The organism is Bacteroides sp. RTP21281st1_H5_RTP21281_210402, assembly GCF_040918965.1.
GTDB lineage: Bacteria > Bacteroidota > Bacteroidia > Bacteroidales > Bacteroidaceae > Bacteroides > Bacteroides congonensis.
In genome coordinates, this window is the sequence record NZ_JBCOWR010000019.1 from 25,010 (window position 1) to 38,697 (window position 13,688).

Sequence of the window (13,688 nt, forward strand, 5' to 3'; positions counted from 1 at the left end):
TTTTTATCGTTTATCTTATATCATTCACAGTTACTTCCACTACCCGGCTATAGTTCACGTACGGTTTGCTTTCCGCTGTCACCGTAGCCGCAACACGCACATATACCCTGTTCTTGTTAGAGACAATCTTATAGTGATTCTCTATAAATTCGGTATCACTCATCAGGTCGATGATGTGTGTCCCATTCGATTTTGTTCCGAGTGAAGAGAGGGTGGCATGGTTTGCATTGTTCATGTCCACTCCCGGAGCATAATTCCATATAACGGAGACATCCGTCAGTTTCAATGTCTCGTTCGATGTTTTCGCGTCATAGGTCAGTGTCAGCTTATTATCTGCCGATACAGCCACATCAAGACTGATACGCGAGAACGGGATTGTGTACAAATCAACCTGCGTTTGTCCGTTCACGGTGACATACCCTTCACATACCCCGACAAAAGGGCCATCCTTTGCCTGAATACGATAGTTGCCATTGAACACCTTCGTATGCTCAAACGTTCCATCCTGGCGGGCACGGAAATCGACAGAGGCGGTAGCCCCCGTATTCTGCTCGTACAAACTCATCATCACACCGCTACTTCCCGGCACAGGCATAGGAACCGGTTCATTCGTTTCCTTATCATAGATAGTGCCATACACGCCACCATTCGGTGCATCATAATTATCGATGTCATTTTCGCATGCCGCCACGAAACAGGCGAATAATGCAGTCAATCCTATGTTTATTATTTTATTCATATTGTTTCTTCTTTAAACTTACAATTGGACGTATCAATTACCGTAACCCGGATTCTGTACCATCAACGGATTCGTACTCAAGTCCTCGGCACGGAACACCGTATAGTAGTTCTTTTCAAGGAAAAGGCGCTTTCTCTTTTCGGGCACACCGGTTTCAAAAGTGTATTTGCCGCTCTTGATATTGTAATACGGACAGAGAGCCGTACCGCGGAAATTAGTCAGGCCGCCTTTGCTGACATCGAGATGAGCCAGGCGCCAACGTTTCAAATCCCAATAACGATGCTTTTCAAAAGCAAGTTCCACTTTCCGTTCATGACGCACTTTGTCCAGTGTCAGGTTGCCGGCAACCAATAGTTTGATGCCTGCCCTGCCGCGAATCTCATTGATATCTTTCAATGCCACGTCCAGGTGCTGATTCAATTCCATGCAAGCCTCTGCGCGGTTCAGATAGATTTCTGCCAGACGGAAAACCACCCAGGGAGTAGAGGAACGTTTTGCATCGATATCCGTATAGTCCGTCAGGCTTTCATCCAGGAATTTACGCTGATAGAAACCCGTCTTGCTGGCATCGCCTACACTTAACGAGCCACCGTCTTTTCCCGAAGTATTATAAGTCTGCCCGTCTATTACGACCTTGTTCTCCTTGTCCGGCTGGGCGGAAGCTTCATACTTGGTTCCTATACCATCCTGTCCGTTGATGACACCGCGCATCCATTCGATTTTACCGCCACCGTATCCTTTATAATCAGCACCGGGCAGGTAAACCGAACCTAATAAGCGAGGGTCTTTATTCCTAAAGATGTCATACGGGCTATCATAGCTGATAGCTTTTCCACCGCTGTCTTTCATCTTCAGTTTCCCTTCCGTACCATCAATATATTCAAACTCTTCGACCATTTCCAACACCGGAGACATACCGCATCCCCAGCCATCACCACGATAAGAGAAAGGAACATTCAGTTTATCCCACATATGCCCCTTACCGGCAGCTACATTATACTGTTTCTGGAATATATATTCACCGTTATCCCCATTCACTGCTTTGGAGAAGAGATTGTAAAAGTTCTGCGCCAACTCTTCCGGTTCCGTACCGGTCGATTTATACAAGCTATACACACGGGGAACCATTTCATCCAGAATCTTCGATGAAGCAGTATAACATTCGTCAAAGTAACGTTCCGCTTCTGTCTCGGGAATATACACATATCCTTTGGAAACAGCTTCGCCTGTCAGAGTCAGCGTTTTGGAATACTTGGCGATAGTACCGGCATACAGTGCGGCACGTGACCACAAGGCAAGCACCGTTCCACGATTTGCGCGGTATTTGGCATCACTGCTGCGTACTTCCGGCAATGATTCATAGATAGCTTTACATTCATTGATTATGAAATCATAGGTCGCGGCTTCCGTATCACGAGCCTGGTAAAGAGCTTCCGTATTTCCTGCGGTATATTCTTGCGGAACAGTCTGCAAAGGAACGCCCCCATAACGTTTCACCAGTCCGAAGTACTGCATAGCACGGATAAAACGGGCTTCTGCACCGAGTTCTTCTTTCTCATCCTCACTCAATACGGAAGTTTTCTCAATATTCAGCAGGAAGTTATTCACAATACGGATTTGCTTGTAGCGGGTCACCATGTCGTCGTTGAATACATAGTCGCCATAAGAATAGGTAGAATTCGACTTATCGAACGCACTTTCTTTCTGATAACTGGCGGTAGCCTCATCCGAAAGACTGGTCTGATTCGCCAGATTCGCTTTCTTACTTCCATACCAATCATCGTATTCATCCAGTTTCAATCCCGAGTCATACATATCCGCCAATACGGCTGTGATTGCCTTCGGATTTTGCCAAATCAAATCCGGTGTGTTGACACCGCTGGTACTCTCACGGTTCAGATAATCGTCGCATCCCGTCCACAGGAAGATGGACGCTCCGCCTATCAATATATATTTCAGATAATTTCTATTCATTGTCTTTACAGGTTTTAGAAAGTTACATTTACGCCAAAGTTATACGTCTTCATCTGCGGATAGTAGCGTACACCACTGGAGTTACTCTCCGGATCGACATTTTTCATCAGCCCGTCACGCTTGGTGAAGGTCAGCAGATTGTTACAGTTGATATAAAAACGTACCCTGTCGATAGCAGCCTTTTTTGTCAAGACTTTAGGCAGTGTATATCCCAGTTCCAAAGTTTTCAGACGCAGGTAACTTGCGTTGTGCAATGACCATGAGTTGCCGGAACGGTTATCGGCAACACCTGCCACACGTGCGGCAGGCATATAGCCCGGAATCCATTTACTATAAGGGTCGGTCGGATCTTCCCGATGCCAACGGTCGGTCATGATAGCCAGCCCATTACCCAAACCTTGCTGGATAAACGGGTCGAGAATATCCCCGCTGACATAAATATCATGTCCCGCAGCTCCCTGGAAAAAGACTGTCAGGTCGAATCCCTTATATTCTCCGGACATATTCAAGCCGTAGTACATACGGGGTGTAGCACCATGTCCGAGCGGTTGCGTGTCGTTATCATCAATAATACCGTCACCATTGTAGTCTTCGAACTTCAAATCACCCGGCATCAGCGAACGGTTACCGTCCTTATCCTGAACCGGTGAGTTCAGAATCTCTTCAAAGGAAGCAAACTGTCCGATAACTTTCTTTCCCCAACGGATATCTTTGTAACGTCCGTTCGTATTATTACGCCAATTGTCATACATATTGGTGGAAGCCGCCCTCTCTACATAATCATACTTAATTCGGGTAGTGGAGAAGTTGGCCGACACATTGTAATTGAAATTGCCAATCCGGTTCTTATGTCCCACTACAATCTCGAATCCGGTATTGATGTCAGAGTTCAGATTTTCCTGCGGCATTGATTCTCCGAAAATAGTAGGCAGTGAGCCTACACGGGTAGCAGGCAAACCGGAACGGTTTCTACGGAACCAGTCGAATTCTACGGAAATCAGTCCTCTATGATAAGACGCTTCAAAGCCGATATTCATAATCTTCGATTCATACCAAGTCAGCCACGGGTTTGCCATACCTACCGTAGTCATGCCCGAAGTCACTCCATTACTGCCCATGATATAGCTTCCGTGAGACGTATATCCATCCAGATACTGGAAAGCATCGAAATCCCCTTCATCACCCACTTTGGCATACGAAGCACGGATTTTCAGGTTATCCATATCGGGTAACAGCTTTTTGAAAAAGGCTTCCTCTGAAACACGCCATCCCAAAGAAACACCCGGGAAGAATCCCCAACGATTGCCCGCGCGGAATTTATAAGTTCCGTCATAGCGGAAGTTGAATTCCACCAGATAGCGGTTAGAAAAATCGTAGTTCAAACGTCCCACCAGTCCGGCATGAGCCGTTTCCTGTGTCTTGCCGGAAGCTTCCTGATTCGTCTTATCCCCATAATCCAGGTCGGGAATCAACCCGATGGCAAAATCGCGTGTTCCGGTCACCCAGTTCTTTTTATCATTATACATTTCCCACACCAGCATAGCGCCGATGTTATGTTTCCCGGCGAATGTATTGTTATAGTTCATAGAGAACTGATAGGTCGGCTTGTCATAGTTCTCCAGTTTCGATTCCAAATGTGCGGTGTTAATCACTTTCTCTATATACTCCTCATTGGCATAATCATATGTATATTCCGAGAGGTCTTTCCGCCACGTTTTCCATTCCTTGTTTGTATAATCGTAAGCAACCAATGCTTTCGCCATCAACCCTTTAACCCAGGGAAGTTGCCAGGTGACAGCCAATGAGCTGTTAAATTCACGACGCAAACGGTCTTCGTAACCGCTGTCATCCGAACCGGATACATGCACGGGGTTCGCCATATCTCCTACGGCTCCCCAATAGTCCGGGTTATCATTGGCATACATGGAATAAGTAGGGATAGCCATTTGCGCCGAGCGGAACAGGTTATCGCCATTGTAAGGTTTCTTGCGGTTATCAAAGCGACCGCTCAAACGCAGTTCTACATTCAGTCCTTTGGCCACTTCCACGCTTAGGTTGGAACGGACATTGTAGCGTTGGTAATTCCAGTCGCCCGAACGGATGATACCACCCTGATCCATGTATCCGATGGACATATAATATTTCACCTTCTCCGTACCGCCTGTCAGACTCAAGTTATGTGAAGTTTGTGGAGCCGTGCTGCGCATCGTTTCATTCCACCAGTCTGTACCTGCCGTACCGTTCCGATAGGCTTCCAGTTGTTCCTGCGAATAAGCGGAAGCTCCGCGCCACGGGTTAGCATTATGAATCGCTTCATTATAGAGAGAAGCATACTCATAAGCATTCATCATTTCCGGATAACGGGTCACTTTCTGGAAACCTACATAGCCGTTATATTCTATCTTTACCTTCTGTTCCGTTCCTTTCTTGGTAGTAACCAGCAGAACGCCGTTTGAACCTTTGAAACCGTAGACGGCTGCGGCAGCATCTTTCAAGATAGAAATGGATTCGATGTCATTCGGGTCGAGCTGCGTATAGTCGCGTTCGATACCGTCTACAATCACCAGCATACTTCCATATCCGCGGATATCAACGGAAGCTCCGTCATCACCGGGGCTACCGCTACGCTGTACGGCACGCAAGCCCGGCAAACGTCCGGCAAGCATATTCGTCACACTGGGAGCTTTTACTTCCATCAGCTTATCCGAAGAAATGGCGGCCACCGAACCGGTTACGGAAGCTTTCTTCTGAATACCGTAACCTACCACCACTACTTCGTCCAATGTTTCCGTATCTTCCTGCAAGGTCACTTTCAGTCCGAACTGTCCGTTCACCTTTACTTCTGTTGTTTTATATCCGATGTAGGAAATCTGTAATACTCCGTTAGCGGGAACCGACAAGGTAAACTTACCATCCACATCGGTAATCGTCCCCACACCGGTAGCACCTTTCAGTTGTACCGAAGCTCCGATAACCGGTTCTCCGCCAGCATCAACAACCACACCTTTCACCGTGATATTCCGGACTGTCTGTTCAATACCTGATATCGAAGGACCTTCCGCATATACCGTAAACGGTACGCACAGGAAAGTCCCTGCCATTAAAGCTGAAACAGTAGCTATCTTCAGCCGGTCGTTGAACGACTTTAAGACAACCGTGTTCATTTTACAAGCATGTTTCATAGATTAAATTAGTTATGTGTTTTAAGTTTCGAATCTATATCGCTATCACATATCGCTACTGCAACCTGCGAATCGGCACAGCCATAGTAGAGATATAATTTGTTTTTAAAGTAAGCCAGTCCCTCGATAAATACCGTTCCGTCCTTGTACTGACCGCTTTTTTCGAAAGCGGCTTCGGGCACAAAGAAAGGTTTGTCCAATCGGTCGAGCACCTTATAAGGGTCATTGGTGTCGAACAGGAACTGCCCCGCACAATAAGCGCCTGCCGGATACGCAGGATCTCTTTCTTCCTTATATCCGTTCTTGCCATTGTATAGCAATACGATACCGTTTGCCGTCTTTATTGCAGGTGGCCCGCATTCCGTCAAGCGGCTGTCGAAATACCCACTGCGGGGTTTGGCTATTTCCCTTAGTTCGTTGTTTTCGTTCAGTACCGGAGTCCAGTCGGTCAGGTTGTCGGAAGTTGCGGCACATACCGCATTCTCTCCCCAGTACATAAAGTATTTGCCATCCACTTTCTCTATGACCAGTCTGCCATCTTTCACTCCGGTGACAAGAGAAGCCGATTTGCTTGCTATATTGGCAAAACGCCCGTTGTATGCTTTCGCAAAAGCGAGTCCGTGTTTTGTCCAGTTTTTCAAGTCCCTGGAAGTAGCCACCGCCAGGCGGGGAAGGTTGCGGTTCCAGGCAGTATAAAGCATAACGTACAGTCCGTCTTCCGTCATTGCCACACGCGGGTCTTCGCAACCGCCTTCCCATTCTATTTCCTTAAAACCGTCTTCGGAAGGAAATAATATCGGCGCGTCCGACCGGCTCATCATCACTCCGTCCGTACTTTCCGCATAGCCAATACGGGATGTTCTCTTTCCTATCCCCTGAGCCGAATTGTCTTCCGCGCGGTAGAGTACCACAATCTTCCCGTCTTTGACAGTTGCCGCCGGATTGAACGTATCACTCTCTTCCCATCTTACCGTTTGCTTGCGCATCGGACATTGAAAAGTTGTCGGTTGCGGGGAAATCACCGGATTCACCCCTTCCGGACGAACAAAAGGGCCGAGTGCCCATTGTCCGCTCTGTTCTTCGACAGTTACGGATGCCTGTTTTTGACCGGAGCATCCAGCCAGTGTCATCATACCGAATAAATAGATTACAGATCTTAGTGTTATCATACGTCGTTTTTTTAATTTTTCAAATCAGTCGTTCATCGTTTTTCTGTCAGCAAAACTATCGCAGCCCCGCAACAATAGAGTGTACTATATTCTCAAAAGGGTATATAGGTGCTGTACAACATAAGAATTCATCCGTTTGCAATGGCGACTTAATGATTTTGGAATATTAGTGAACCGTTTGATTCTGTTTAATGATGTTCTGAGCCAATGGGTAGGCTATCAATTGCAAAGCTCCTACCAATATCAGCGCATATTTCAAGGCAAAATCCTGTGATATGGCAAAAGCAAGCACCATAAAAAGGATGAGTCCGAAAGCACGTCCCAGGAACAATCCGAATTCGTGACTTAAAATATAGGTGTATTCATTTCTTTTCTCGATTTTAACTACTGCGTCGATGGTCTGCATCATAATAGGATAATAAGGCAAATCGAACAAGGGCTGAAAGATTACCTTACAGAGGACAAAGATAATCACTCCGGTGGCTGAAAACAAGATTCCATTGAACAGAGTACCGATAAAAAAGACGAGTAACCCGGCTATAAATATCTTCGGGCGGTCTTCGGGTCTGGCAATGCGCCCCAGTACATAGACCAGGATAGCCGTCAGTGTGCCACTGATTCCCTGTATCAGCCCCAATACTCCTTCATCGCCTACCAATTTTAAAACCAGGATAGCAGGAGCAGTCACCAAAAATCCCTGTACCATTCCTTTCAGGGAAGCCAGCAACAGCATTTTCTTCCAAAGTGTACAGAACCGGAAATACAGAAAATTCTTCTGCACCGGATTGGCAAACTTGCCGCGCCACAAAACAGCTACGGCAAACAGAGTCACGACTATGACCCCTACTGTCACCAAACGATAGGCTCCATTAATGTCAATCAGGCATCCCATGATTTCCTTGCCGTCTATCTGGCTGATAAATGCACCAATCAGCAAGGGAACAGTTATCGAAGTGATGGAGAAAAAGAAAGATTCCAGTCCGAAGAAATAGTTCCGGCTGTCATCGGTCGTATTGTTGAGAGTCAATAGATAACGGTTAGTCCAAAAGAAGCCCGATGCAGCCCCGAGTACAAAACCTGCTATGCCCAATTCTACAAAGCCCAACGACTTTACCAGCATCATGGCAAACATTGACAATCCGCTCACTAATATTCCACCCGCATACAGTACTTTCACGCTGACATGCCGCAACAGGAAGCCGTTGACAAACGAAGTTGCCATGATACCGATATACATGAAAAGCTGATAGAAAGCTACGGAAACTGGTTCGCTCGTGTGACGCATCACATAAGCGCCCACAAATATCTCTACCACAGGAAGCACGAACGCGTAGAGCAGGTTAGTTATCAACAGTACACGCACATTAGGTGTCTGCTGTCTGAAGAATTGGTATTCTCTTTTAAGTTTATTCATTCCCTACCTTAATATATGTCATGACTTTAATGAACGAAGAATTTCTTCAATAGATAACTTCGCTCCGCAGATTACCTCGTCACTTGCACCATAGTAAATGGTCACTGTATCCCTCTCTACCAAATGACCGTTAGTGAAGACTACATTTCCGAAAAATCCAGTCTGCTCGTAGGGAGCAATCGGCTCCATTATAGGAGCTTTGCTTCGGGCGATAACCTTAGAGGGGTCGTTCAAATCAAGCAGAAGGGCTCCCAAGCAATAGCGGTTCTGATAATCTGCACCATGATAAATCTCCAGCCATCCTTCCTCTGTACGGATAGGCGCGGCACCTGCGCCCACACGGGCACAATCCCAACTATCGGGACGAGTGGTCGCAATACAACGGTGGTTGCCCCAATGCAAGCGGTCGGGGGATTCGGCAAGCCAGATATAGTTGCCACCCAGTTCGGGACTACTCGGACGATGCAGGGCAAGGTATTTTCCGTTTATTGTCTCTTCAAACAAGGCACAATCTTTATTATGAGGGGGAAAAATCATACCGTGACGAGTATAATTCTTCCAGTCACGAGTGTGAATCAGCCCCACGCCGACAGCAACCGAAGAGACTTCGGTAAACGTCAGGTAATAACCATCGGCAGTAGTGGCTACCCGACAATCTTCGATGCCGAAAGCTTCCAAAGCTCCCTGACCGAAAATAGGCGGATAATCCGGCTCTTCTTTAAAGTGGATGCCATCCTCGCTCGATACCAGCCGGAGATAAGACATGGTAGTCAGATAATTCTGTCCCGCATATCCTATCACACGAGGGTCAGAAGCATCCAGTTTCGGGTCATTTTCGTCAAAAGAGAGTACTTCTATCTTCCTTTCCTTATTATATACAGGAAAACTAATCACTCCCTGTTTCTGCACAGGGCGTTCGGCCACCCGCAACAATAACCATATTTTTCCATCGAAACGGAACACGCCGGGATTCAGGAAACAAGTAATTTCCATCCCTTCTATTCCCGGTTGTAAATCGGATGGTTTCAGTAACGGGTTCTGATGAAATCGTTTTGCAATATCCATTTTTAGATTATTAAATATGTGTTGTTTTTACTTCTCGTGGCAAAGCTACCCCACACGGTAACGGAAAGAGTGTACTATATTCTCAAAAGGGTATACAGGTGTTGTACAGCATATTTTTATCTTTGTTTTCTTATTTTTCCTCTCTATCTTTGCGATATGATTCTACGAAAACACCCATATTTCCGTTACATCTGCATCCTTATTTATTCATGCCTGATGCCCGCTTTATTACATTCGCAGAATGTAGTAAAACAGATTTCCAATGCGGACGGATTATCCAATAATTCGGTGAATTGCTTCCTCGAAGATTCGGAACATACGCTTTGGGTAGGGACATGGGACGGGCTGAATGCATATAACGGACGTAGCTTCAAAACCTATTCTTATAATAAGAGAGAGGCCGGTTCTATCAGCAACAACGTCATTTGGCAAATTATCGAGCAGAGCGATTCTATTCTATGGGTGTCTACGGACTATGGAGTAAACCGATGGAAACGTTCCACGCAACAATTTACTCCTTATTATCTGGGTACACAGAATAACCCGCCGAAACAGGAGAAATCATTTCTGTTGGGCATCACTTCCGGCAAGCATATCATCTGCTACGTGAAAGAACAGGGCTTATTCTATTTTGACGACCGGAAACAGGAGTTTGTCTCATTGAAGAATGACCTTCCTGATGACATCAGAAACTTCGTTATTGATTCCAAAGACCAATTGTTTTTTCTCACAGGACATGGACAATTGTTACATTATCAACTGGGTATCCATAATTCCAGTCCCGAACTTTCTTTCAAGGAAGAAATCAAGCAACCTGTACCTGTTTCCAATATTTATCTTTCCCAGGATTGCCTCATCATTCACAATGACCGGATGTTGACCGTTTCACAAGATAACCGCATATTGGATAGCATCGACATTCCTGACAACAAGACTGTGTCACAAGCCATCTGCCACGGGGAATATCTTTTTATCAGCTTTATCGAAGGGGGATGTATCAGGTATAATCTCGAAAACGGGACTTCAACGAAGTTACCTCAACTACCGGCGAAGGCTTCTATTTTTACTATTTATATCGGTTCTCAGAATATCCTCTGGGTAGGTACGGACGGGCAAGGAATATTGGAAGTGTATGAACATACTTCTCCATTCCATACCGTAAAGACGGATTATCCGGTACGTTGTTTCTGCGAAGAAGACAACGGCAATATACTCGCAGGGACGAAAGGAGAAGGTATTCTTCTGCTCGACAAACAGGAGCGGAGCGTCAATCCCTATCTATCAACCGCCAACGGACTAATCTCCAATTCCGTTTATACCATCCGGAAAAATATGTCCGGGGATATATTTATCGGAACCGAAGGAGCAGGCATTAATTATATTCCACTCAACAGCGGTCAGGTGAAGAAGCTGAATATTCCCACCGGATTTCCGGTTTTCAGGGCTGTGTACAGTATCCTGTTTACTCATAATGATTCACTTTTATGGTTGGGCACTTCCGGTTACGGGCTTATCAAGTTAAGCCTGCAAAGGGACGGAAAAGCCTATAAAGTGACAGACATGAAACAATATAAATCTCCCGGCCCTTCTTCACCAAGCAATAATATTATCTATTCGGTTATTGCCGGATACAATGAGAATGAACTTTGGCTAGGCACGCGAGGGGGCGGAATCAATAAGTTCGATATTGCCTCCGAACGTTTCCGGCAGATTAATGAAATAGATTCCGGTTTGTCCCTGACTAACAATGACGTGATTTATCTGACTAAAGGAGATTCCACGAGTATCTGGATAGGTACAAGCTATGGACTTAACCGGTTGTTCCCGACAGCCAATCCCCCTTCTATCATCGAATATACGGATAATAACGGATTACCCAATAATACGATCCACGGTATCCTGAAAGATGAGAACGGGAATATTTGGGCAAGCACCAATCAAGGTATCTCCTTTATCGACCTGCCTTCGGGAAAGATTACTAACTATTCTTCGAGAAACGGACTGCAAAACGATGAATTCTCTGACGGAGCTATTTTTAAGGATAAAGCCGGATGGTTGTATTTCGGCGGTGTCAGCGGACTGAATTATTTTGACGAGAACAAGATACGATTGAGGGAACACGTCGCTTCGTTGAGCCTGAACAGTCTGAAAATAAACAATGCCAGTCAGAATATTTATGAACGGATTCGTAATCATACGCTCCGGTTGGATTATGACGAGCCTTATGTCACATTGGGATTTGCCGCGCATGATTTTATCAATAATGAGAATTGTGAGTTCAGTTACCGTATTATTGACTTTGCCGACGAGTGGATTTATAATGAGAACAATTCAAATATAGTTATCACCAAACTGCCGCCGGGCAAATACAAACTGGAAGTAAAATGTACCAATGGTGACCGGGTATGGAGCAATCAAGTCTATTCGCTTCATCTGGACGTTGCCTATCCCTGGTGGCTCAGTACCACTGCTTTTATCATATACTTTATCCTGATTGTCATTGCTATCTATATCACGCAGTCCGTCATCAAAAACCGGATTCGGCTGAATCGTCAGATTCTACTGGAGCATATAGAAAAACAGAACCAACAACGTATCCACGAATCGAAACTGAACTTCTTCACGAATGTGGCACATGAGTTCTTCACTCCGCTGACGCTGATATATGGCCCGGCTCAGCACTTGCTGGAAAAGGCTGACCTAGACAGTTATACCAAAAGATATATCTACATTATCAAAAACAATGCCGACCGGATGCAGAAACTTATCAACGAACTGATGGAGTTCCGGAAAGCAGAATCGGGACATACGGCTATCTATGCGGAGAGAGTGGATATTCAGTTACTCGTTGATTATGTATCGGACAACTATACCGGTATAGCTGAAGAAAATAAGATAGACTTCAGTTTCAAAAGCAAAGAAGTATCATCTTTTACGACAGACCGGAATGCATTGGAAAAAATAATCTTCAATTTACTTTCCAATGCATTCAAATACACGCCGTCCGGCGGATATATCCGTGCCGAGATACGGCAGAATGTCGCTGACGGGACATTACATTTTCGCATACGCAATTCAGGCAAGGGACTGACTGAGAAACAAATGAGCGAGATATTCAGCCGGTTCAAGATTTTTGAGAGCAGTAACCTGAAACATGCGGGAAGTACCGGAGTCGGACTGAATCTGACCAAGAGCTTGACGGAGTTACTGGGTGGTGAAATCAATGTAAGAAGCGTATTGGGAGAATATGTAGAGTTCAATGTATCTCTGCCACCTATGCACGTGAATTCAGAAAAGGCAAGTCAGTCGGCAGAAGAGGAGACAGAAGCCGATGAAATGCTTTTTGTCCCTAAACAAAAGGAAATTAGTATATTGATTGTAGAAGATGAAAAGAATATCCGCGAACTTCTGAAAGATATCCTGCTCCCTTATTATCAGGTTCGGGAAGCGGCTGATGGAGAAGAGGCGCTGAAAGAAGTTGAACAGAAACAACCGGATATTATTATCAGCGATGTATTGATGCCCAAACTGGACGGCATCACCCTCACGGACATATTGAAATCCAATGAGCGGACAGCTCATATTCCGATTATCCATATCTCTGCCAAGAACTCTATCGAAGACCAGATTAACGCTTACAATCATGGAACGGACTTATATATTCCCAAACCTTTCCACCCGAGGCATGTATTGAGCGCGGTAGAGAATATGATTAATAAATACTCTCTAATGAAAGAATATTTCAAATCCGGCCGTTCCTCTCTCATCGTAAGAGACGGAATCTCCATGCACAAAGAGGATGAGTTGCTACTGGACAAGATTATCAAATTCATTGAAGATAATATTGACGACGAATCCATAAACCCGGATTCTCTCGCTGACTTTATTGGGGTAAGCAAAGCAGGACTGTACCGTAAGCTCAAAGAATTGACGGAAAAGACACCAAGCGAATTTGTCCGGACTATCCGCCTGGAATATGCAGCCGGCCTGTTAAAGACTACCAAACTTACCGTCACCGAGATTATGTATAAATCGGGCTTCTCGAACAAGTCTTATTTCTATCGGGAGTTTGCCAAGTTATACAACACTTCTCCCAAAGAATATAGAAGTGAACATACAAAAGAAAAAGATACTAAATAACCATC

Annotated in this window: 7 protein-coding genes; 1 reads left to right on the forward strand and 6 read right to left on the reverse strand. The window is 45.3% G+C overall.

All coding sequences use genetic code 11. The features are described from left to right. Positions 1-10: 10 nt before the first annotated feature. The 6 genes from AB5443_RS21240 to AB5443_RS21265 form a co-directional block, all read right to left on the reverse strand. Positions 11-739: a DUF3823 domain-containing protein gene (locus AB5443_RS21240; protein ID WP_307996414.1), complete on the reverse strand. Its 729-nt coding sequence runs from the start codon at positions 737-739 to the stop codon at positions 11-13. A gap of 33 nt (positions 740-772) precedes the next feature. Further along, on the reverse strand, positions 773-2,713 hold the full coding sequence (locus tag AB5443_RS21245) for a RagB/SusD family nutrient uptake outer membrane protein (RefSeq protein ID WP_195406288.1): 1,941 nt from the start codon (positions 2,711-2,713) through the stop codon (positions 773-775). Positions 2,714-2,727: 14 nt separating this feature from the next. Next, positions 2,728-5,895: a SusC/RagA family TonB-linked outer membrane protein gene (locus AB5443_RS21250; protein WP_368114368.1), complete on the reverse strand. Its 3,168-nt coding sequence runs from the start codon at positions 5,893-5,895 to the stop codon at positions 2,728-2,730. An 8-nt stretch (positions 5,896-5,903) separates the two neighbouring features. Next, positions 5,904-7,064: a glycoside hydrolase family 130 protein gene (locus tag AB5443_RS21255; RefSeq protein ID WP_097677811.1), complete on the reverse strand. Its 1,161-nt coding sequence runs from the start codon at positions 7,062-7,064 to the stop codon at positions 5,904-5,906. A gap of 166 nt (positions 7,065-7,230) precedes the next feature. Further along, a complete protein-coding gene (locus AB5443_RS21260) occupies positions 7,231-8,478 on the reverse strand; it encodes an MFS transporter (RefSeq protein ID WP_307996418.1) in 1,248 nt (415 codons plus the stop codon). Between the two features lie 18 nt (positions 8,479-8,496). Continuing rightward, on the reverse strand, positions 8,497-9,543 hold the full coding sequence (locus AB5443_RS21265) for a glycoside hydrolase family 130 protein (RefSeq protein WP_368114367.1): 1,047 nt from the start codon (positions 9,541-9,543) through the stop codon (positions 8,497-8,499). Positions 9,544-9,699: 156 nt separating this feature from the next. Here AB5443_RS21265 and AB5443_RS21270 point away from each other — a divergent pair, with 156 nt between their 5' ends. Next, a complete protein-coding gene (locus AB5443_RS21270) occupies positions 9,700-13,683 on the forward strand; it encodes a response regulator (protein WP_368114366.1) in 3,984 nt (1,327 codons plus the stop codon). Positions 13,684-13,688: the final 5 nt, after the last annotated feature.